Below are 21006 nucleotides of genomic sequence, written 5' to 3' on the forward strand. Positions count from 1 at the left end.
AAGATTGGGCTAAGTCATTGAAAAATATGGTCGGGACGGAGTGATTCGAACACTCGACCCCTAGCACCCCATGCTAGTGCGCTACCGGACTGCGCTACGCCCCGACTAGGCGTGTTACCTGTTGCTGTTCTCGAAGAACGCTCAAGAATATATCGCAAGCTTTTGAAAACTGGAAGTATTTAAAGCAAGTTTTTATTTCTTGAGGACCACCAGTACATCTTCGAGTTCGGAGATCATCTGGCGGATCATTTGTTTGTACTGGGTGGTGTCGTCTTTGGCTTCATCGCCGGACAAACGCAGACGAGCGCCGCCGATGGTGAACCCCTGGTCGTAGAGCAACGCGCGGATCTGCCGGATCATCAGCACGTCCTGGCGCTGATAATAGCGGCGATTTCCGCGGCGCTTGACGGGGTTGAGTTGAGGAAACTCCTGCTCCCAGTAGCGCAGCACGTGCGGTTTTACCGCACAGAGCTCGCTGACTTCACCGATGGTGAAGTAGCGTTTGCCTGGGATGACGGGAAGCTCGTCGTTATGACTTGGTTCCAGCATAAGCCTCAACTCGGGCCTTCAACTTCTGCCCTGGACGAAAGGTGACCACACGGCGAGCCGTGATCGGGATTTCTTCCCCTGTTTTCGGATTGCGGCCAGGCCGCTGGCGTTTGTCCCGAAGGTCGAAATTGCCGAAACCGGACAATTTGACTTGTTCGTTGTCTTCGAGCGCGTGCCTGATTTCTTCAAAAAACAGTTCGACCAATTCCTTGGCCTCCCGTTTGTTCAGGCCCAGCTCTTCATACAGACGTTCCGCCATCTCAGCTTTCGTCAGAGCCCCCATACGTCACTTCCTTAACGTGGCGTTCAACCTTTGTTCGAGCGAGGTGAGGATGTTTTGCGTCGTGGTATTCACCTCATCGTCATTAAGAGTGCGCGATGGATGCTGCCAGGTCAAGCCAACGGCAAGGCTTTTTCTATGAGGATCAATGCCTTTACCCTGATAAACGTCAAAGAGCCTGAGGTCTGTCAGCCATTCGCCTGCATTTTCACGGATTACCTCCATGACGGCGCTGGCGGCAACGCCGGCATCGGCCAGCAGTGCGAGGTCACGACGAACTTCAGGAAAGCGCGATAACTCGTGGAATTTTGGCATTTTGCCCAAGGCCACTTCGCCCAATACCAGCTCGAAGACGAACACCGGACGGTCGAGACCGAGGGTTTTCGACAATTCAGGATGGATGGCGCCGACGTAACCGACTTCGCGACCTTCACGCTCGATGCGCGCAGTTTGCCCCGGGTGCAGCGCCGGGTGTTTGCCTGGGACGAACGTGAACGAATCCAGTGCACCGGCAAAGCCGAGCACCGCTTCCACATCAGCCTTGATGTCGAAGAAATCGACCCCATCACGACCCTGCGCCCAGCCTTCCGGCAGACGGCTGCCGCACACCACGCCGGCGAGCATTGGCTCTTGCTTGAGGCCGTCCAGTTGACCGACAAAGCGCAGGCCACTTTCGAACAGGCGGACGCGATCCTGCTGACGGTTCAGGTTGTGCTGCAGCGACTTGACCAGGCCCGGCCACAAGGACGAACGCATGGCCGCCATGTCGTTGGAGATTGGGTTGGCCAGCAACAGCGGCTCCACGCCCGGATTGAACAGCTCGGACTGTTTCGGATCGATGAAGCTGTAGGTGATCGCTTCCTGATAGCCACGCGCTACCAACAGGCGACGCAGTTCAGGCAGTTCGCTGCGCGCTTCAGCCTTGGCCTGTGGTGCCAGACGAGCTTGCGGGTAGCGGACCGGCAGGCGGTTGTAGCCGTACAGGCGTGCCAGTTCTTCGATCAGGTCGACTTCCAGGCTGATGTCGAAGCGATGGCTTGGCACTTCTACGCGCCACTGCCCTTCCCCGTCGGCGGAGATGGCCAGGCCCAGAGCACTGAGCAGGCGCTCGACTTCGGCCGGATCCATTTCCATGCCCAGCATCTGGGTGATGCGTTGGGCGCGCAGGGTGATCGGGGCGATCGATGGCAGGTGCTGCTCGCTGACGGTCTCGATGATCGGACCAGCGTCGCCACCGGTGATCTCCAGCAGCAGGCCAGTGGCACGCTCCATGGCTTCACGGGCCAGTTGCCAGTCCACGCCACGCTCGTAGCGGTGCGAAGCGTCGGTGTGCAGGCCATAGGAACGGGCCTTGCCGGCGACCGCGATCTGGTCGAAGAAGGCGCTTTCGAGGAACACGTCGCGGGTAGTGGCGCTAACACCGCTGTGCTCGCCGCCCATGACGCCGGCGATTGCCAGGGCCCGGGTGTGGTCGGCGATGACCAGGGTGTCGGCACGCAGGCTGACTTCCTGACCGTCGAGCAATACCAGCTTCTCGCCTTCTTCGGCCATGCGCACGCGAATGCCGCCGTTGATTTCGGCAAGATCGAAGGCGTGCAACGGCTGACCCAGCTCAAGCATCACGTAGTTGGTGATGTCGACGGCCGCATCGATGCTGCGCACGTCGGCACGACGCAAGCGCTCGACCATCCACAGCGGCGTAGGACGGGACAGGTCGACGTTGCGAACCACCCGGCCCAGGTAGCGCGGGCAGGCAGCCGGCGCCAGCACTTCGACCGGACGCACTTCGTCGTGGGCAGCCGGCACGCTGGCCACCAACGGACGGCTGACCGGAGCGGCATACAGCGCGCCAACTTCACGGGCCAGGCCGGCCAGGGACAGGCAGTCGCCACGGTTCGGGGTCAGGTCGACCTCGATGCTGGCATCTTCCAGGCCCAGGTAAACGCGGAAATCTTCACCCACCGGCGCATCGGCCGGCAGTTCCATCAGACCGTCATTGCCCTCACCCACCTGCAGCTCGGATTGCGAGCAGAGCATGCCGTTGGACTCGACGCCGCGCAGCTTGGCCTTCTTGATCTTGAAGTCGCCAGGCAGTTCGGCACCGATCATGGCGAACGGGATTTTCAGGCCCGGGCGCACGTTCGGCGCACCACAGACTACCTGGAACGTTTCCGCGCCATTGCTGACCTGGCACACACGCAACTTGTCGGCGTCCGGGTGCTGCTCGGTGCTCAGCACCTCGCCCACTACCACGCCCTTGAAAACACCGGCGGCCGGGGTAACGCTATCGACCTCGAGACCGGCCATCGACAGACGAGCAACCAGCTCGTCGCGACTTACCTGCGGGCTTACCCAGCCACGCAGCCATTGTTCACTGAATTTCATCCTGCTCTCCTAAGAATTCGTTACGACTAGCGAAATTGCGCGAGGAACCGCAAGTCGTTGTCGAAGAACAGACGCAAGTCGTTCACGCCGTAACGCAGCATGGCCAGACGCTCAACGCCCATGCCGAAGGCAAAGCCGGAGAACTCTTCCGGGTCGATGCCGGACATGCGAAGCACGTTCGGGTGAACCATGCCGCAGCCCATGACTTCCAGCCAGCCGGTCTGTTTGCAGACACGGCAGCCTTTACCGCTGCACATCACGCATTCCATGTCGACTTCAGCGGATGGCTCGGTGAACGGGAAGTACGAAGGACGGAAGCGTACGGCCAGTTCTTTTTCAAAGAACACCCGCAGGAACTCCTCGATGGTGCCCTTCAGGTCGGCGAAATTGATATCGCGGTCGACCAGCAGGCCTTCGACCTGGTGGAACATCGGGGAGTGAGTGATATCGGAGTCGCTACGGTACACACGGCCTGGGCAGACGATGCGGATCGGCGGCTGCTGCGATTCCATGGTGCGGACCTGTACCGGCGAGGTATGGGTGCGCAGCAGCATGTTCGCATTGAAATAGAAGGTGTCATGCATCGACCGGGCTGGGTGATGGCCTGGGATGTTGAGCGCTTCGAAGTTGTGGTAATCGTCTTCGACCTCAGGGCCTTCGGCGATGCCGTAGCCGATGTGGGTGAAGAATTGTTCGATACGTTCCAGAGTCCGGGTAACCGGATGCAGGCCACCGGAGGTCTGGCCACGGCCAGGCAGGGTCACGTCAATGGACTCGGCGGACAGTTTGGCTGCCAGGTCGGCCGCTTCAAACAGCGCCTTACGCGCATTGAGAACCTCTGTGACACGCTCCTTGGCAACGTTGATCAGGGCGCCGACCTGCGGACGCTCCTCTGCCGGCAAATTCCCCAGGGTCTTCATCACCTGAGTCAATTCGCCTTTTTTACCAAGGTAGTGAACCCGGATTTGCTCCAGGGCATTGATATCTTCAGCGCTTTGCACAGCCTCTAGTGCTTGAGAGACCAGCGCATCCAGGTTTTCCATGTACAGACTCCAGATACAAAATAGGGGAAGAGCTTGAAGGCTCTTCCCCTATTTATGACGTTTAACACCGGACCCCACAGAGGTGAGGCCTGGTGACTGTCGGGGGTACTTAAGCCAGGATGGCTTTAGCTTTCTCGACAATCGCAGCAAACGCCGCTTTTTCGTTCACTGCCAGATCAGCCAGAACCTTACGGTCGATCTCGATGGACGCTTTTTTCAGGCCGGCGATGAAACGGCTGTAGGACAGACCGTTGATACGAGCACCAGCGTTGATACGAGCGATCCACAGAGCGCGGAACTGACGTTTTTTCTGACGACGGTCACGGTAGGCGTATTGGCCTGCCTTGATTACCGCTTGCTTGGCAACACGGAATACGCGCGAGCGAGCGCCGTAGTAGCCTTTAGCAAGTTTCAGAATTTTTTTGTGACGCTTACGGGCAATGACGCCACGCTTTACACGAGCCATGAGTTACTTCCTCTATTCTTGACTAAAATTAACGAAGGCGCAGCATGCGCTCGACTTTTGCCACGTCAGATGCGTGCAGCAAGCTGCTACCGCGCAGTTGACGCTTACGCTTGGTCGACATTTTGGTCAGGATGTGGCTCTTGAAAGCGTGCTTGTGCTTGATACCGTTAGCAGTTTTCAGAAACCGCTTAGCAGCACCACTTTTGGTCTTCATTTTTGGCATGTTCGGATACTCCGCATTCAGTTGATAAACATAATCAGAAGGCCTGCCGTGCCCTGTTGATTACTTCTTCTTTTTCGGGGCGATGACCATGATCAGCTGGCGTCCTTCCATCTTAGGATGCTGTTCGACCGAACCGTACTCGAGCAAGTCAGCTTCAACTCGCTTGAGGAGTTCCATCCCCAGCTCCTGGTGGGCCATCTCACGGCCGCGGAATCGCAAGGATACCTTGGCCCTGTCCCCGTCACTCAGGAAACGTACCAGGTTGCGTAGTTTTACCTGGTAATCCCCTTCCTCCGTCCCTGGACGAAACTTGATTTCTTTAACCTGGATCTGCTTCTGATTTTTCTTGGCCGCAGCAATCTGCTTCTTCTTTTCGAAGATCGATTTGCCGTAGTCCATCAGCTTGCAAACAGGAGGTACTGCATCGGCGGAAATTTCCACCAAATCGAGCTTGGCTTCTTCAGCCTTAAGAAGCGCGTCTTCAATTGACACAATCCCAAGCTGCTCGCCTTCAGCCCCAATTAACCGAACCTCGCGTGCCGAGATATTCTCGTTGATCGGGGCTTTCGGTGCAGCTCGTTTATCTTGTCTCATTTCACGCTTAATAATAATTACTCCGAATCTGGGCGACCACGCCGGGAAACCGCTTGCGCGAGAAACTCAGCGAACTGGGCGACGGGCATCGAGCCCAGGTCAGCACCTTCACGAGTACGCACAGCGACAGTCTGCATCTCGACTTCCCGATCTCCGATAACCAAGAGATAGGGAACCTTGAGCAAAGTATGCTCGCGGATTTTAAAGCCGATCTTTTCATTTCTCAAGTCAGACTTGGCACGAAAACCGCTTTGGTTGAGAGTTTTTTCAACCTCAGCCGCAAAATCTGCCTGTTTATCAGTGATATTCATGATGACTGCCTGGGTCGGAGCCAGCCACGCAGGGAACGCGCCCTCGTAGTGCTCGATCAGGATTCCGACGAAACGTTCGAAGGATCCGAGGATCGCCCGGTGCAGCATGACCGGGTGCTTGCGACTGTTGTCTTCGGAGACGTATTCGGCTCCCAGACGGATCGGCAGGTTAAAATCGAGCTGCAAGGTACCACATTGCCAGACACGACCAAGGCAATCTTTTAGCGAGAACTCGATCTTCGGACCGTAGAAAGCCCCCTCGCCCGGCTGCAGATCGTACGCAAGGCCCGCACTGTCTAGCGCTGCGGCCAGTGCCGATTCGGCGCGATCCCACAATTCGTCGGAACCAACGCGTTTTTCCGGACGAGTGGACAGCTTCATCTCGATGTCTTTGAAGCCAAAGTCGGCGTAGACATCCATGGTCAGCTTGATGAACGCAGCGGATTCGGCCTGCATCTGCTCTTCGGTGCAGAAGATGTGGGCATCGTCCTGGGTAAAGGCACGCACGCGCATGATGCCGTGCAGGGCACCCGACGGCTCGTTGCGGTGGCAGGCACCGAACTCGGCCAGGCGCATCGGCAGTTCGCGGTAGCTCTTCAAGCCCTGGTTGAACACCTGCACGTGGCACGGGCAGTTCATCGGCTTGATGGCGTAGTCGCGGCTTTCCGACTCGGTAGTGAACATGTTGTCGGCGTAGTTGGCCCAGTGCCCGGATTTCTCCCACAGACTACGGTCAACCACCTGCGGCGTCTTGATCTCCAGGTAGCCGTTTTCGCGCTGCACCTTGCGCATGTACTGCTCGAGCACCTGGTACAGGGTCCAGCCGTTCGGGTGCCAGAACACCATGCCCGGGGCTTCTTCCTGGGTATGGAACAGGCCGAGGCGCTTGCCGATCTTGCGATGGTCGCGCTTTTCAGCTTCTTCGATGCGCTGGATGTAGGCCGCCAGCTGCTTTTTGTCAGCCCAGGCAGTGCCGTAGACGCGCTGCAGCTGCTCGTTCTTGGCATCACCGCGCCAGTAGGCACCGGAAAGCTTGGTCAGCTTGAAGGACTTCAGGAAACGGGTGTTCGGCACGTGCGGACCGCGGCACATGTCGACGTATTCTTCGTGGTAGTACAGGCCCATGGCCTGCTCGTTCGGCATGTCCTCGACCAGGCGCAGCTTGTAGTCTTCGCCGCGCTGGGAGAACACATCGATCACTTCGGCACGCGGAGTGACTTTCTTGATGACGTCGTAATCTTTCTCGATCAGCAGGTGCATGCGCTGTTCGATGGCGGCCAGGTCGTCCGGAGTGAAAGGACGCTCGTAGGCGATGTCGTAATAGAAGCCTTCTTCGATGACCGGACCGATCACCATTTTCGCCGTCGGGTACAGCTGCTTGACCGCATGGCCAATCAGGTGCGCGCAAGAGTGGCGAATGATTTCCAGGCCCTCTTCGTCTTTGGGCGTGATGATTTGCAGCGTAGCGTCGCTGTCGATGACATCGCAGGCATCAACCAGCTTGCCGTTGACCTTGCCGGCCACGGTGGCCTTGGCCAGGCCGGCGCCGATGGAAGCGGCGACTTCGGCTACGGATACCGGATGATCGAACGAACGTTGACTGCCGTCGGGAAGAGTAATAGTGGGCATGGCGCCTCCTCTCCTAGTGGTGACCCCTACCAAAGGTCACGTGGGTTGGGATGAGCAGCCAGTACGCGACTCAGTCCAGGCCATTCAATGATGAACGCCTGCCTTACAGCGGCAGGAGCCTTGCGGCCAACCGGGAACCGAACCAGAGTGACTGGAGATCAAATCAGGGTTATTCGAACATTGAGCGCGCAGGAGAACAGATCTCCAGCGCCTGAAAATATCCAAGCGGCCAATCCTAGCACAGATGAACGGTCATCGCTGCGCGCTCGTTGCGCGACAGCGGATTTCAGGGCATTTGCCGGCAAAAACTGAACTTGGGATGTACGAAGCCCCTCAAATGCCCTGAGAATCGCGACACTTTACCGACCCACAGGAGTTCTTCTCATGCGTCTTACGAGACTGTTCGCTTTGGCCGCGCCGCTGGCCATGTTGTTGCCGCTGAGTGCCCATGCGGCTTGGCCGGCTGGGATGCGCGCTGACTTCATGAAAGATTGCAGCGGCGCCGCCGAAAAAACCATTGGCAAGGCAAACGCCGACAAGCATTGCGCATGCGGCGCCAACGAACTGGATAAAAAGTTTTCCACCGAAGAAATCAAGCAACTCATGAGCAAAGACAAAGCTCCGTCGCCTGAACTGGTTCAGAAAGCACAAGCCGCGATTGCCTCCTGCAAGGCCCAGCGATAACGACTTTTCCAAGCAGTTTTTCCGCCCCGACCTACCAAAACTGACGAAAAAACTGCCCAAAACCACATTTCAGACAGGTTTTTCAGCTTTTTTTATGGCTTTTATTTTCGGCTGAAACCCTTGTAAAACGGGGCTTCCAGCCGTTCCAGAGCAGAAAGAATGCGCAACTGTCTGGCAAACAGTGCTGTCAGGGGGGTGCCAAGTCGAACATTTCGACTATGATATCCGGGTGTGCCCAGTTGGCCTGAGCAGCACAGTACTACTGAAAATATATGTTTCTTGGAGATACACCATGTCTAATCGCCAAACCGGCACCGTTAAATGGTTCAACGATGAAAAAGGCTTCGGCTTCATCACTCCTCAAGGTGGCGGTGACGACCTGTTCGTACACTTCAAAGCTATCGAAAGCGACGGTTTCAAAAGCCTGAAAGAAGGCCAAACCGTTTCCTTCGTGGCTGAGAAAGGCCAAAAGGGTATGCAAGCTGCACAAGTTCGCCCAGAGTAATTTCTCGGCGCACTAAAAAAACCCCGTCCAGGTGACGGGGTTTTTTGTGGGCGCTTGAAAAGCTGCCGCGATCAGCCGCAGTTGACCCGATTGATCACCAGGTTCGCGTCGGTGTTCAGGTTCAGGCGATCGGAGCGGTACTCCAGAGTGATCATGTCGTTCGGCCGCAGGATTCGCGCGCTCTGGGATCCGGAGCGGGTACGAGCCTCCTCCAGCAATTGCGGCGAAGCCTTCTTGCCCAGCGTGAACTCGGCAGCCATTGCGTCACAGCGACCGCTACCTGCCTCGGCAGCCACAGGCCCCTTGGCCGATTCAGACGTGGTGCTGCAACCGGCCAACATGGCAACCGCCAGCACAGTACCCAATGACGCGAGCTTCCAAGGCATGACGCCTCCTTTCAATAATTAAGCGGAATTCGTGCAACAACCGACCACCGTCGAGGCGTTTGGTTCATGAGCGCAGCCATCACCTTTCCTTCAACGACGTCGAGCGCGCAAGTTTGCCTGAGCCTCCCTGCCCTGTTCAGCGCGCAATCGTGACTGAATATGAACAGGACTCAGTAGATATCGATGTAATCGGAGGCCGGATGGGGCCAGTTGGCTTTCAACGCGTTGAAGATCTGCATGACCCAGACTTCGTCACTGGCAGCGACTCGTCCGACATAGCCAGAGCCCTTTGCCCAGGTCTCCAGGCGAAACAACAGGCCGCCAATGTCGGTTCCACCGACAGTGCCCGACGAAATGTAGGCAATACCGCCCTTGGTCACCCGCAACTGGCAGTGCTCATCGTCGCTGGCAGAGGCCAGCAATTGACGGACGGCGTCGAGGGTCAGGCCGTCGGGCGTGTTCAAATCGATCTGCACAGCGGGGTCCTTGAATATCGAACAAAGACCAAGTGTCGCATAGCCCTGCTTTGATGCCTAAGTCGGAGTGCCAAATGCGGCGCAAAATGGTTAACTCGACGCTCAGACTTTTCCCATATCACGAGCGCCCTCATGACCAGCGTAAGTATCGTCGCCGACATAAAAGCCACCTGGCCACAGGGCCATAGCTCCTACAGCCCTGGCAGCCCGGAAGAGCTTGCACTTATCAGTATCGATCTACTGGTCAAGTCGCTTGGGACTGAAGGGGCGCGCACCTACATCGCGCAGCTTCTCGAAAAGCATCCGCTGGAGCAGACCCCCACTACAGCCCCCGAACAGGCCTGACAAGCCACTCACTTCAGCCGAGCCAGACGCTCAGTCAGCAGATCGAAAAAGCCCTGCGCATCGCCACTTTCGACCCAAAACGCATTTTTCGGCGCCTTGAGGCCATCGTACCAATCGACGATGGTCTGGCCGAAGGTCGGCCCCTCACGACTGTCGATCACCACATTGACCTCACGACCACTGAACAGCTCAGGCTTGAGCAGATAAGCGATGACCGTGGCGTCATGCACCGGCCCACCGGACATGCCGTAGTGCTCCATGTCGCCTTTGACGTACTCGTTGAGAATGTCCCCCACCAGTCTGCTTGCATGGTTGTTCAAGGCCGCGATCTGTTTGAGGCGTGCCTCGCTGGTGAGGATCTTGTGGGTCACGTCCAGCGGCAGGTAAGTCAGTTTGACCCCGCTCTTGAGCACCACTTCGGCGGCCTGCGGGTCGGCGAACAGGTTGAATTCGGCGACCGGGGTGATATTGCCGCCGTTGAAGTGCGCCCCCCCCATGATCACCACCTCCTTGATGCCCTGAGTGATGTCCGGCGCCTGGATCAACGCCAGCGCCAGGTTGGTCTGCGGCCCGAGCATGGCAATGGTGATACTGTGGGGTTTGGCGGCGCGCAAGGTGTCAATCAGGTAGTTGACGGCGTTACCCGCGGCCAATCCGGCCTTGGGCTCATGCACCGTCACGCCGGACAGACCTTCCTTGCCATGAATATTCTCGGCATAGATGGGCGTGCGCATCAGCGGTGTCGGCGCGCCGGCATACACCGGCACCTCCTCGCGCCCCGCCCACTCCCGTGCCAGACGCGCATTTCGCGACGTCTTGTCCAGGCGCACATTCCCCGCCACCGTGGTCAGCGCCCGGACATTCAACTCCTCTGGCGATGCCAGGGCGAACAGCAATGCCACGACGTCATCGGCGCCCGGGTCGGTGTCGATGATCAGGTCGATCTTTGGCGCCGCCTGGGCGCTGGTAGCGGTCAGCAGGGACAAAAGCAGCAGGCTCCGAAGTAAAAGGTACAGTCGTTGAGCATAGCGTTGCATGGCGCGTTCCTTGTGCGTGAGTGAAGCGAATCCGGCTTAGAAGGTCACCCCGGCTATCAGGGCGATGTTGCAGTACGGCTGACACTCGCCTGTACGAACAATCGCTCGTGCCTGTCGGCTGAGTTGCTTGAATGCCTCATGGCTGAGCAAACGCTGCTCGCCGATCACCCCTTGGGCTGACAGCTGCTCAAGCGCCTCCTGGGGTTGGGGGCGCTTGAGCAGTATTTCGTCGGCGAGCACATGGCTTTCCACCTGCATCTCGCTGAGCACCACGTTCAGGGTGCTGATGAAGTCGGGAATGCCCTGGGTCAGGGCCAGGTCGATCAACTCGACACCAGGGGGCACGGGCAAACCGGCATCGCCGATTACCAACACATCGCCATGGCCGAGCGAAGCGATCAGACGCGACAGAGCAATGTTGAGTAGCGGAGTCTTTTTCATGAGGGTTTAAAGGCCTGGACGTCGGACAGCGAAGGAATCGAAGGTTGGGCGCCGGCCCGCGTCACCGACAACGCCGCCGCGATCTGACCGAAACCAATCGCCTCAGCCTCGCTTTTGCCCGCCGCCAGCGCTGCGGCGAAACCACCGACAAAGGTATCGCCGGCCGCCGTGGTGTCGAGCGCCCGGACCTTGGGCGCCGGAAAATGCGTGACGCCCTGGCCATCGGCAAACAGCGCTCCTTGCGCACCGAGCGTAACGATCACCTTGCCCGTGCCCATGGCGATCAAGCGGTTCGCGGCCGCTTCGGCAGTCTCTCGGGAGTCCACGAGCAAACCGCTCAGCGCCGAGGCTTCGCTTTCATTGGGGATCAGGTAGTCGATCCAGGCGTACCAGTGGGCCGGCAGCGGTCGGCTGGCCGGGGCCGGATTGAGAATGACAGTCTTGCCCAGCGCTCGCGCACGCTGCAGCACGCGCCCCACGGTGGCGTCAGGCACTTCCAACTGACAGATGACCACCTGCGCCGCCTGCAGCACCGGATCGAATTGGTCGATCAAGCTTGGCGTCAGTGCGCCGTTGGCGCCGGCGACAATCACGATCGCGTTCTGGCTATGGTCATCGACCACAATCAACGCCACGCCGCTGGCGCCCTCGACGCGGCTGACCGCCTGGCAATCAATACCCTCGACCAGCAGCGCCTCAAGCAACTCGGCGCCATAGGCGTCGCTGCCGACACACCCGACCATCGCCACCTGCGCCCCCAGACGCGCCGCAGCAACTGCCTGGTTGGCGCCCTTGCCGCCAGAGACCGTGGCAAAGGAATGGCCAATCAGGGTTTCTCCGCCCACGGGCAGGCGCGGCGCCCGGGTTACCAGGTCCATGTTCAAACTGCCTACTACTGCTACTTTTGCTGACATGCATCGTTACTCATCAAGTCGTTTCAGCGGTACTGATCAAACACGCCGGACAAGGGCGCCGTCGACTCACGCAACACAATGTCGGGCGTCACGATCCGTTGCCCGGTAGCCAATTGCGGACTGGCAATGCGCTGCAACAATGCCTGCGCAGCCATTTCACCCAGTTGCAGGATCGACTGCCCGACAGTCGTCAGCGCCGGATAGACATAGCGGCTCATTTGAATGTCATCGAAGCCGATCACCGACAGCTCGCTCGGCACCCGGATATTGCGCTCGGCCGCCGCCCGCAGCACGCCGATGCCAATCATGTCGTTGCCGGCAAAGATCGCGCTCGGCGGATTCTTCTCCAGCAGTGAGGCTGCCGCCTGGTAGCCGCCGGGGCTGGTGAAATCGCTTTCGAGCATGCGTGCGCTCGGCACTTCGACTGCTGCCTCCTTCAACGCCCGGCAGAAACCGGCCAGACGCATCTGCGCCACGCTGGTGTGTGCCGGTCCGCCGATACAGGCGATATCCCGATGCCCCAGCTCGAGCAAGTGCCGGGTGGCGAGGTAAGCGCCATATTCATGGTCGATCCGCACCAGGTCGGCGTCCAGCCCTTCCAGGCCGCGGTCGACGATGACCATGGGCGTGCGCACGCCCGCCAAACCCTGGGCCAGGCCGCTGTCGCCACCGGCAGACGCGACGATCAGGCCGTCGATGCGTTTTTCCAGCAGCACACGCAGATAGCTGCGCTGTTTGTCCGGGTTATCGTCAGAGTTGCAGAGGATCACGCAATAACCGTTTCGCTCGCAGTAATCCTCGATGCCGCGAGCCAGTTCGGCGAAGTACGGGTTGAGACTGTTGGGCACCAGCAGGCCGATGGTCGCGGTGGTTTTAGCTTTCAGCGAACGCGCCACCGCACTGGGCACGTAGTCCAGGCGCTGAATCGCCGCCTCGACCTTGACCCGCACCTCGTCACTCACCGGCCGGGTCTTGTTCAGTACATGCGACACCGTGGTGTAGGAAATACCCGCGAGTGCCGCCACATCCTTGATAGTCGCCATGGCTCAGCTCCGACGACGCGCGCGTTGACTGCGGTAGGTATCCAGCACCACGGCAATCACAATCACCGCGCCGGTGATGATGCGCTTGGTCGGCTCGGTAGCGCCGATTTGCGCCAACCCGGCCGCCAGCACGGAAATGATCAGCACGCCGAAGAAGGTGCTGATCACCGAACCACGCCCACCCATCAGGCTGGTCCCGCCAATCACCACGGCCGCAATCACTTGCAGTTCGAGGCCGGAACCGGCGTTGGGATCGGCCGCCTCCAGGCGCGAGATCTGGAACAGTGCGGCAACACCCGCCAGCAACCCCATCAGACTGAACACCAGGACTTTGTAGGGTTTTGGATTGATACCCGCCAGACGCACCGCCTCTTCGTTGGTACCAATGCCGATCAGGTAACGACCGAACACAGTACGAGTCAGTACCGCCTGGGCGATGAAAATAATCAGCAGCGCAATGATGAACGACGGCGAAATGCCAAAGGCAATCGGGTTGGACAACCAGGCGAAGGCATCGCCGATGTAGGCCGTGCGCGACCCGGTCATCTGGTACGCCACGCCACGGGCCATTTCCAGCACCCCCAGCGACACGATGAATGACGGAATGCGCCAGGCCACCGTGATGGAGCCGGTAATGGTCCCGGCCAAGGCCGCGGCCGCCATCCCCAGCAATGCGGCCGGCAGCACGCTCCAGCCCCAACCGAGGATCGCCACGCTGACCGTGGAGGCTGCGAGGGCCAGCACCGAGCCAACCGACAGATCGATGCCACCGATGATCAACACAAAGGTCATGCCCACCGCCAGAACCATCAGGTCGGGGATCTGGTTGGCCAGCGTGCTGAAGGTATCGTAGGAAAGAAAATGGCTGCTCAGTACAGAGAACAGCGCAATCATTGCCAGCAAGGCACCCGCCAGGCCCAGGTAGCTGCCCAGGCCATAAAAGTTGCCACTACGTTTGCCAGCAGACACAGCAGTTTTCATCGAAGCTCCCCAGGCGCTGCTGCATCGAGCAACGCATCACGTTTTTGGTAGCCGGCAAAAGCGGCGGCAAGCAATTCATCCTGGCTCCAGTTATCACGCGCGAACGTCTCGACCAGGCGCCCGGCCGATAACACGCCGATCCGGTCACAGATCAACATCAATTCGCGCAGATCACTGGACACCACCACCAACGCCTTGCCTTGGCGGGTCAATTCGCCGAGCAAGGCGTAAATATCGAACTTGGCACCAACGTCGATGCCGCGGGTTGGCTCATCGAACATCAACACCGAGCACTCGCGCTCCAGCCAGCGGCCAATCACCACTTTCTGCTGGTTGCCGCCGGACAGCTCGGACACCAACTGGGTCGGGCTGGAACTGCGAATGCGCATGGCATCAATCTGCCGTTGCGCCAGCGCCATTTCGTCGCTCGAATTGACGATGCCAGCACTGGAAATCTCCGCCATATTGCCCAGGGCGATGTTGGCGCTGATCGACTGGGTCAGCAGCAGGCCTTCGCCTTTGCGGTCTTCGGTAATCAACGCGATGCCCTGCCCAACGGCATCGGCCGGCGAACGAATACTCACCACCCGGGCCGGCGAACCGAGGGCCACCGTGCCGGAATCGGCGGCGTCGGCGCCGAAAATCAGCCGCAGCAATTCCGTGCGTCCTGCGCCGATCAAGCCGGAAATACCGAAAATCTCCCCACTGCGCACTTCAAAGGACACATCGCAGACCTTGTCCGAGCGCGTCAGTCCGCTCACCGTCAGTGCCGTCGCGCCAATCTGCCGAGGCCCCAGGTCGATGTGTTCGCCCAGCTCGCGCCCCACCATCAAGTTGACCAACTGTTCGCTGTTGTAGTTGGCCATGGGCTCGACGCAGACCAGATGACCATCGCGCAGCACCGCGATGCGCTGGGCCACCCGCGCCAGCTCTTCGAGGCGATGGGAAATGTAGATGATCGCGACACCACGGGACTGCAGGCGAGCGATCTGATCGAACAGCAGTTCGACCTCACGGGACGTGAGCATCGCCGTCGGTTCATCGAGAATCAGCACGTGACAGTCGCCGATCAGGTTGCGCGCGATCTCCACCATTTGCTGGTGGCCGATCCCCAGTTCGCTGACCAGCGTGTCCGGATCGATGGCATCGAGGCCGACTTGCGCCATGGCTTCGATCGCCGCCTTGCGCAACTGCTTGCGACTGATCCAGCCGCCCTTGCTTGGCAGATTATCGAGAAACAGGTTTTCCGCGACTGACAGGGTCGGCAGCAGATTGAGTTCCTGCATGACCATGCGAATGCCCAGCGCTTCCGCCTGGGCTCGGCTGCCGGGGCAGTAGGCCTGCCCCTGGAATTGCATGTGGCCGGTGGTGGGTGTGACCAAGCCGCCGATAATCTTCGACAGGGTACTTTTGCCCGCGCCGTTTTCACCGGTCAACGCCAGCACTTCACCGCGCATCAGCGTCAGGTCAATGCCAGTCAATACCGGTTGCGCATAGGTCTTGCCGACGCCGCTGACCGAAAGCACCGCGTTCGAGGCAGGCTGTGACATAAGAAAATCTCCGTGCGCCTGTCCGCAGGGACAAGCGCCGTTGCGTCGCCGACAGGGTTACTTGGTGACCAGCTCGACCGGTGTTTCGATCACGCCATTGGCGCCCGTGTCGACCTTTTCACCCTTGAGCATTTTCAGCGCAGTCTCGATGCCGAATACGGCCTGCTTCGCCGCGAACTGGTCGGCGGTGGCCAGCACGCGACCGTCCTTGAGCATGGGCTTGATGGCATTGATGTTGTCGTAGCCCACCACCTGCACCTTACCCGCCTTGCCCGCTGCACGCACCGCCGAGACAGCGCCGACGGCCATGCTGTCGTTACCTGCCAGCAGCGCCTTGATGTTCGGGTATTCGCTGAGCATCGAGGCCGCCACCTGGTTGCCCTTGTTGATTTCCCAATCGCCGGACTGCAGGGACACCACCTTGATCTGCGCGGCCTCCATTGCATCCTTGAAGCCAGCGGTGCGGGCCTGGGCATTGGTGGTGGTGGAAACACCTTCGATGATGCCCACTTCATCGCCGGCCTGAAGCTGCTTGGCCAGGTACTCACCGACCAGGCGTGCGCCCTTGCGGTTGTCGGGCCCGACAAATGGCACGCTGATGTTCTTGCTCTTGAGCACGTCCGGGTCGAGTTGGTTATCGATATTGATCACGGTGATGCCGGCATCCACGGCTTTCTTGATCACCGGCACCATGGCTTTCGAATCGGCGGGGGCAATCACCAGCGCGTTGACCTTGGAGACGATCATCTGCTCGACGATGCGAATCTGGTTGGTGGTGTCGGTCTCGTCCTTGATGCCATTGGATACCAGTTCGAAATCGGCAGGATGCTCTTTCTGGTAGGCCTTGGCGCCGTCTTCCATAGTCAGGAAGAACTCGTTGGCCAGGGATTTCATGACCAGGGCGACCTTGGGTTTTTCCGGGGTGTCGGCGAATGCCGAAGAGAGGGGCAACGCCGTCGCGGCGCCAGCCAGCATGGCGACAGCAAGAAGACGTCCAGCAAATGGCAGCTTCATGGGTTCACTCCGTTCTTATGATTATTGTGAGCAACGCCTGGCGCAGGCTTGAACAATGACAGACGGAACCGAAGGTGCCTCACCGTCGAATCAAGTCATCAGAATGAGCGCGCAAACGTTTGCGTAACCCGAACTATGGAAACTGCTCGCCAATTTGTCAACGCCTGGTGTGTGTCCCGTTTCGCATTCCTGGCCGACCGGCGCTCGATCCTCGGCCAATCAAGCCGTGGTGTTGACCACTGCTCCCGATGAAGCATTGCCCACGGCTTTCATCAACGCCGCCGCCACTTGCAGCAGCGCCGAGTTGGTAGTGGCAATTTGTGCCTGGAGACCCGCTACCACACTGGCTTTGGTTTCAGGGTTCGGATAGGTCGCAGCCTGGGCAGCAGCCAGTTGCTGCTGCTGTTTTTCCAGCAGCTTCTGCAACTCTTTCATGCGCTTGACGAGGGTCTCGACGGTGATGTCACCGCTGGACGATTCGCTGGCTGCACTTGCCTTGGGCTGCAGTTGAGCGCCGGAAACGGTTGTGCCAGCGCCCGCTTCATCATCCGACGAAACCGCGTCCGCCGCAGTGCCGGACGCCTGCGCAACGGACAAAGGTTTATCGTTAAAACTGATCGCTCCTCCGGAGTTGAAACCAACCGTCAAACTCATCTGTGAACTCCTTGAAAATATGATCCTTGGAAAAATATCGGCTGCGGGAAGCGCTTCTTGAGCGAAAGAGAACCCAGCCGTCGCGTAGGAACAACCCCAAATCCATGTAGGAAATTTCGGACAACCGAACGTATTCAGGCGAGATGATCGGATTTCCGGACGCACTGGGTTACAGCGGCGTTACTCGAGTGATTTTTATCGTTATTTTTCAACAACTTATAATAATAATAATATTTGGTTACCTCTGGTACAGATCCTGCTCTAACCCGCTACCCCCGACCTACAGATGGCCTGGGGGGATCTAGATGAACCTGCATCAGCACCGTCATCACTACTAGAGAGAAAATAATGAAATCTGCGTTCAATACCCTTGTTCCGGGCGCCTTGGCCCTTCTGCTGCTGCTCCCGACCGCACTGCAGGCAAAAGAAGTCGCCACTGAGCAAAAGCTGGCGAATGTGGTCATCCTGGCCACCGGCGGCACCATTGCTGGCGCGGGCGCCAGCGCCGCCAACAGCGCGACCTACCAGGCCGCTAAAGTCGGTATCGAACAACTGATCGCCGGCGTGCCGGAACTCAGCCAGGTGGCCAATGTTCGCGGCGAGCAAGTGATGCAAATCGCCTCCGAGAGCATCACCAACGAAAACCTGCTGCAGCTTGGCCGCCGCGTGGCCGAACTGGCCGACAGCAAGGACGTCGACGGCATCGTCATCACCCATGGCACCGACACCCTGGAAGAGACCGCCTACTTCCTCAACCTGGTGGAAAAAACCGACAAGCCAATCGTGGTCGTCGGCTCGATGCGCCCGGGTACTGCAATGTCCGCTGATGGCATGCTCAACCTGTACAACGCCGTAGCCGTCGCCGGCAGCAAGGACGCACGCGGCAAAGGCGTGCTGGTGACCATGAACGACGAGATCCAGTCGGGTCGCGATGTCAGCAAGATGGTCAACATCAAGACCGAAGCGTTCAAGAGCCCATGGGGCCCAATGGGCATGGTGGTTGAAGGCAAATCCTACTGGTTCCGCTTGCCAGCCAAGCGTCACACCATGGATTCGGAATTCGATATCAAGACCATCAAGAGCCTGCCTGACGTAGAAATCGCCTACTCCTACGGTAACGTCAGCGACACTGCCTACAAGGCCCTGGCGCAATCTGGCGCCAAAGCCATCATCCATGCCGGTACTGGCAATGGCTCGGTGTCTTCGCGCGTCGTGCCTGCCTTGCAAGCGCTGCGCAAGGACGGTGTGCAGATCATTCGTTCTTCCCACGTCAATGCCGGTGGTTTCGTACTGCGCAACGCAGAACAGCCTGACGACAAATACGACTGGGTGGTTGCCCATGACCTGAACCCGCAAAAAGCTCGCATCCTGGCCATGGTCGCCCTGACCAAGACTTCGGACAGCAAAGAGCTGCAGCGGATGTTCTGGGAATATTGATCGGTCGCCTCCAGCCTATACGGGCTGGAGGCTTGCTTCTCTCATCCGCTGGTTCCAGCGGATGATCTCCACCCTCGCAAGCCTCCTCCCCTGCAGAAAAAAACACCTTCCCCCGTGCACCAAAAGCCAAAAGTGACGGTCAGAGGATTTTCTTGAATTTTAAGCAGTTGCGAAAATGCTTACAGTTAAATACTGTATGCACGTACAGCTTAATAAGGACTATCCCGTGGCCACGACTTCCGCAGCAACGAGCAACCCTCCGGGCGCCTATGAACGGCTTGGGTTACGCGTTCAGAAAATCATCAATTCGCCAAACGCCCAAAAAGCCAAGGCCGCCTTGATCTTCCGACTTCCCGACGAACCTGTGGATGAGTGGGAGCGTCTGCTCGAGGAAATTGCCGAAAACGACAACGTCACCCTCGCCTATCGCGATGATGGCGGCGTGCAGATTTTCTGGGTCGTGCCGAAGGAAGACTGAGTCAATGAGTGTTCGTTGTTTTGCTGCACTGCTGCTCCTGGTGGCTGTCAGCGCGCAAGCGCAGGCGCCACGCACGTTCAACGAAGCGAAGAAGGTTGCCTGGAAGCTCTACGCCCCACAGTCCACCGAGTTTTACTGCGGCTGCAAATACACCGGCAACCGGGTCGACCTGGCGGCCTGCGGCTACGTTCCTCGCAAGAACGCCAACCGCGCAGCCCGAATCGAGTGGGAGCACATCGTTCCGGCCTGGCAGATTGGCCACCAGCGTCAATGCTGGCAGGACGGCGGGCGGAAAAACTGTACGCGCAACGATCCCGTCTACCAGCGCGCCGAAGCAGACTTGCACAACCTGGTGCCGAGCATTGGCGAAGTGAATGGCGATCGCAGCAACTTCAGCTTTGGCTGGTTGCCGGTGCAAAGCGGGCAGTACGGTTCTTGCCTGACCCAGGTCGACTTCAAGGCCAAGAAGGTCATGCCTCGTCCCTCGATCCGCGGGATGATTGCCCGCACCTACTTCTACATGAGCAAGCAGTATGGCCTGCGCCTGTCCAAGCAGGACCGGCAACTGTATGAAGCCTGGAACAAGACCTACCCGGTGCAGGCCTGGGAGCAGCAGCGCAATCAGCGAGTGGCGTGCGTCATGGGTCGCGCCAACGAGTTTGTCGGCGCCGTCGACATGAAGCGCTGCGGCTAAGGCTGCCAGGGAATGAGGGTCGCTACCGTTGAAGACGGACAACGACCTTCACCTTTTGAGGCGTTTTACTGCGCGCCGCTGTGCTCGATGACCCGGGCTTCGATGTTCTGCTTCTTCGCCTTGACCAACGCCGCGGCTACAGCCACCTGTTTGGCCTCGGCCTCGGCTTTGGAACTGAAAGGGCCGACCAATACCTGTTGTTTGCCATCGCGCGTGACTACGTACGAAACAAAGCTATGCTCGATCAACCACCCGGCGAGATCGCTGACAGCCTGCGGAGTCGAACCTTGCACCAACACATCCCATTGCGGCGCGGCAGCCTCGCTCTGTGTAGTCACTACCGGAGCCTGAGGCTTTTTCGGCGCTTGTTCGCCACGCTCGCCGCAGCCGGTCAAAGCCAATACCGCGATCACCCACATCATTCTGCGCACAGTTTTTCCCCGCAATACCAAAGGAAGAGATCTTATCACTCAAAAATGACTCTCATCCCGAGCAAACAGGGCATAAAACAACGAGAATGATGCTTGCAGCCTCTGTATAGTCGCACCCCGGGAATTATTGCGCCGTCTACGCGTCACAAAGATGCACCCAAACCGTGACACTTCGCACTAATCTATACGTATGACCGACATCTGCACTTGAGTCAGGTGCCTTACAAAGCTATCAAGGAGAAGATCATGCTGATACTCACCCGCAAAGTCGGTGAAAGCATAAACATTGGTGACGACATCACCATCACCATACTGGGCGTCAGCGGCCAGCAGGTTCGAATTGGCATCAATGCCCCGAAAGACGTTGCGGTGCATCGAGAAGAAATCTACCAGCGTATCCAGGCAGGCCTGACTGCCCCGGAAAAACCGCAAACCTGAAACACCCACAGCAATCAG

At 58.7% G+C, this 21006-nt stretch carries 26 protein-coding genes and 1 tRNA gene; 7 read left to right on the forward strand and 20 right to left on the reverse strand.

Annotated features, from left to right (window positions below):
* Positions 1 to 27 precede the first annotated feature (27 nt).
* The 9 genes from ACZYR5_RS12135 to thrS form a co-directional block, all read right to left on the reverse strand.
* Positions 28 to 104 (reverse strand) — tRNA-Pro (locus ACZYR5_RS12135).
* Positions 105 to 192: 88 nt separating this feature from the next.
* A complete protein-coding gene (locus tag ACZYR5_RS12140; RefSeq protein WP_027620568.1) occupies positions 193 to 549 on the reverse strand; it encodes a MerR family transcriptional regulator in 357 nt (118 codons plus the stop codon).
* Positions 530 to 832 (reverse strand): integration host factor subunit alpha, encoded by a 303-nt coding sequence (gene ihfA, locus ACZYR5_RS12145; RefSeq protein ID WP_002553164.1) that lies wholly within the window; start codon positions 830 to 832, stop codon positions 530 to 532. Before ihfA ends, ACZYR5_RS12140 begins: the two co-directional genes overlap by 20 nt.
* A gap of 3 nt (positions 833 to 835) precedes the next feature.
* The gene (gene pheT / locus ACZYR5_RS12150; RefSeq protein ID WP_489089684.1) at positions 836 to 3214 is read right to left on the reverse strand and encodes a phenylalanine--tRNA ligase subunit beta; all 2379 of its coding nucleotides are present in this window, start codon (positions 3212 to 3214) and stop codon (positions 836 to 838) included.
* Positions 3215 to 3240: 26 nt separating this feature from the next.
* Complete coding sequence (pheS, locus tag ACZYR5_RS12155; RefSeq protein WP_027620570.1) at positions 3241 to 4257, reverse strand: phenylalanine--tRNA ligase subunit alpha; 1017 nt, start codon at positions 4255 to 4257, stop codon at positions 3241 to 3243.
* A 109-nt stretch (positions 4258 to 4366) separates the two neighbouring features.
* A complete protein-coding gene (gene rplT / locus ACZYR5_RS12160; protein WP_027620571.1) occupies positions 4367 to 4723 on the reverse strand; it encodes a 50S ribosomal protein L20 in 357 nt (118 codons plus the stop codon).
* Between the two features lie 28 nt (positions 4724 to 4751).
* Entirely contained in the window at positions 4752 to 4946 is a 195-nt protein-coding gene (rpmI, locus tag ACZYR5_RS12165) for a 50S ribosomal protein L35 (protein WP_027620572.1), read from the reverse strand.
* A 60-nt stretch (positions 4947 to 5006) separates the two neighbouring features.
* Positions 5007 to 5558 (reverse strand): translation initiation factor IF-3, encoded by a 552-nt coding sequence (gene infC, locus ACZYR5_RS12170; RefSeq protein ID WP_169851780.1) that lies wholly within the window; start codon positions 5556 to 5558, stop codon positions 5007 to 5009.
* Positions 5558 to 7480: a threonine--tRNA ligase gene (gene thrS / locus ACZYR5_RS12175; protein ID WP_489089683.1), complete on the reverse strand. Its 1923-nt coding sequence runs from the start codon at positions 7478 to 7480 to the stop codon at positions 5558 to 5560. The genes infC and thrS overlap by 1 nt, the downstream gene beginning before the upstream one ends.
* Before the next feature lie 384 nt (positions 7481 to 7864).
* Here thrS and ACZYR5_RS12180 point away from each other — a divergent pair, with 384 nt between their 5' ends.
* Together ACZYR5_RS12180 and ACZYR5_RS12185 are read left to right on the forward strand one after the other, a co-directional pair.
* Positions 7865 to 8164: a hypothetical protein gene (locus tag ACZYR5_RS12180; RefSeq protein ID WP_489089682.1), complete on the forward strand. Its 300-nt coding sequence runs from the start codon at positions 7865 to 7867 to the stop codon at positions 8162 to 8164.
* Positions 8165 to 8456: 292 nt separating this feature from the next.
* Complete coding sequence (locus ACZYR5_RS12185) at positions 8457 to 8669, forward strand: cold-shock protein (RefSeq protein ID WP_003179963.1); 213 nt, start codon at positions 8457 to 8459, stop codon at positions 8667 to 8669.
* Between the two features lie 71 nt (positions 8670 to 8740).
* Here ACZYR5_RS12185 and ACZYR5_RS12190 read toward each other — a convergent pair whose 3' ends face one another.
* On the reverse strand, positions 8741 to 9055 hold the full coding sequence (locus tag ACZYR5_RS12190; protein WP_489089681.1) for an I78 family peptidase inhibitor: 315 nt from the start codon (positions 9053 to 9055) through the stop codon (positions 8741 to 8743).
* A gap of 170 nt (positions 9056 to 9225) precedes the next feature.
* On the reverse strand, positions 9226 to 9531 hold the full coding sequence (locus ACZYR5_RS12195; RefSeq protein ID WP_489089680.1) for a hypothetical protein: 306 nt from the start codon (positions 9529 to 9531) through the stop codon (positions 9226 to 9228).
* Between the two features lie 132 nt (positions 9532 to 9663).
* Here ACZYR5_RS12195 and ACZYR5_RS12200 point away from each other — a divergent pair, with 132 nt between their 5' ends.
* On the forward strand, positions 9664 to 9876 hold the full coding sequence (locus ACZYR5_RS12200) for a hypothetical protein (protein WP_489089679.1): 213 nt from the start codon (positions 9664 to 9666) through the stop codon (positions 9874 to 9876).
* Between the two features lie 8 nt (positions 9877 to 9884).
* Here the strand turns inward: ACZYR5_RS12200 and ACZYR5_RS12205 are convergent, their stop codons facing one another.
* The 8 genes from ACZYR5_RS12205 to ACZYR5_RS12240 form a co-directional block, all read right to left on the reverse strand.
* A complete protein-coding gene (locus tag ACZYR5_RS12205) occupies positions 9885 to 10913 on the reverse strand; it encodes a nucleoside hydrolase (protein ID WP_489089678.1) in 1029 nt (342 codons plus the stop codon).
* A 36-nt stretch (positions 10914 to 10949) separates the two neighbouring features.
* Complete coding sequence (rbsD, locus tag ACZYR5_RS12210; RefSeq protein ID WP_489089677.1) at positions 10950 to 11354, reverse strand: D-ribose pyranase; 405 nt, start codon at positions 11352 to 11354, stop codon at positions 10950 to 10952.
* Positions 11351 to 12268 carry a ribokinase gene (rbsK, locus tag ACZYR5_RS12215; RefSeq protein ID WP_489089676.1) on the reverse strand — a complete coding sequence of 306 codons (918 nt, stop codon included), beginning with the start codon at positions 12266 to 12268 and terminating at the stop codon, positions 11351 to 11353. The genes rbsD and rbsK overlap by 4 nt, the downstream gene beginning before the upstream one ends.
* 23 nt (positions 12269 to 12291) lie before the next feature.
* Positions 12292 to 13311, reverse strand: coding sequence for a LacI family DNA-binding transcriptional regulator (locus ACZYR5_RS12220; RefSeq protein ID WP_489089675.1), 1020 nt, complete (start codon positions 13309 to 13311; stop codon positions 12292 to 12294).
* 3 nt (positions 13312 to 13314) lie between these two features.
* Positions 13315 to 14292: an ABC transporter permease gene (locus tag ACZYR5_RS12225; RefSeq protein WP_489089674.1), complete on the reverse strand. Its 978-nt coding sequence runs from the start codon at positions 14290 to 14292 to the stop codon at positions 13315 to 13317.
* Positions 14289 to 15842 carry a sugar ABC transporter ATP-binding protein gene (locus ACZYR5_RS12230; RefSeq protein WP_489089673.1) on the reverse strand — a complete coding sequence of 518 codons (1554 nt, stop codon included), beginning with the start codon at positions 15840 to 15842 and terminating at the stop codon, positions 14289 to 14291. The genes ACZYR5_RS12225 and ACZYR5_RS12230 overlap by 4 nt, the downstream gene beginning before the upstream one ends.
* Positions 15843 to 15899: 57 nt before the next feature.
* Positions 15900 to 16856 carry a sugar ABC transporter substrate-binding protein gene (locus tag ACZYR5_RS12235; protein ID WP_489089672.1) on the reverse strand — a complete coding sequence of 319 codons (957 nt, stop codon included), beginning with the start codon at positions 16854 to 16856 and terminating at the stop codon, positions 15900 to 15902.
* 219 nt (positions 16857 to 17075) lie between these two features.
* Positions 17076 to 17510 carry a hypothetical protein gene (locus tag ACZYR5_RS12240; protein WP_489089671.1) on the reverse strand — a complete coding sequence of 145 codons (435 nt, stop codon included), beginning with the start codon at positions 17508 to 17510 and terminating at the stop codon, positions 17076 to 17078.
* 348 nt (positions 17511 to 17858) lie between these two features.
* On the opposite strand from ACZYR5_RS12240, the gene ACZYR5_RS12245 reads away from it, so the two are divergent.
* The 3 genes from ACZYR5_RS12245 (at position 17859) to ACZYR5_RS12255 (ending at position 20119) form a co-directional block, all read left to right on the forward strand.
* A complete protein-coding gene (locus ACZYR5_RS12245; RefSeq protein ID WP_489089670.1) occupies positions 17859 to 18947 on the forward strand; it encodes an asparaginase in 1089 nt (362 codons plus the stop codon).
* Between the two features lie 196 nt (positions 18948 to 19143).
* Positions 19144 to 19425, forward strand: a complete 282-nt coding sequence (locus tag ACZYR5_RS12250) for a DUF1654 domain-containing protein (protein ID WP_489089968.1) — start codon at positions 19144 to 19146, stop codon at positions 19423 to 19425.
* Positions 19426 to 19429: 4 nt separating this feature from the next.
* A complete protein-coding gene (locus tag ACZYR5_RS12255) occupies positions 19430 to 20119 on the forward strand; it encodes an endonuclease (RefSeq protein ID WP_489089669.1) in 690 nt (229 codons plus the stop codon).
* 65 nt (positions 20120 to 20184) lie between these two features.
* Here ACZYR5_RS12255 and ACZYR5_RS12260 read toward each other — a convergent pair whose 3' ends face one another.
* On the reverse strand, positions 20185 to 20550 hold the full coding sequence (locus ACZYR5_RS12260) for an SPOR domain-containing protein (protein WP_489089668.1): 366 nt from the start codon (positions 20548 to 20550) through the stop codon (positions 20185 to 20187).
* A gap of 246 nt (positions 20551 to 20796) precedes the next feature.
* On the opposite strand from ACZYR5_RS12260, the gene csrA reads away from it, so the two are divergent.
* Positions 20797 to 20988, forward strand: a complete 192-nt coding sequence (gene csrA / locus ACZYR5_RS12265; RefSeq protein ID WP_008057174.1) for a carbon storage regulator CsrA — start codon at positions 20797 to 20799, stop codon at positions 20986 to 20988.
* Positions 20989 to 21006: the final 18 nt, after the last annotated feature.

The organism is Pseudomonas sp. F007 (assembly GCF_057814275.1).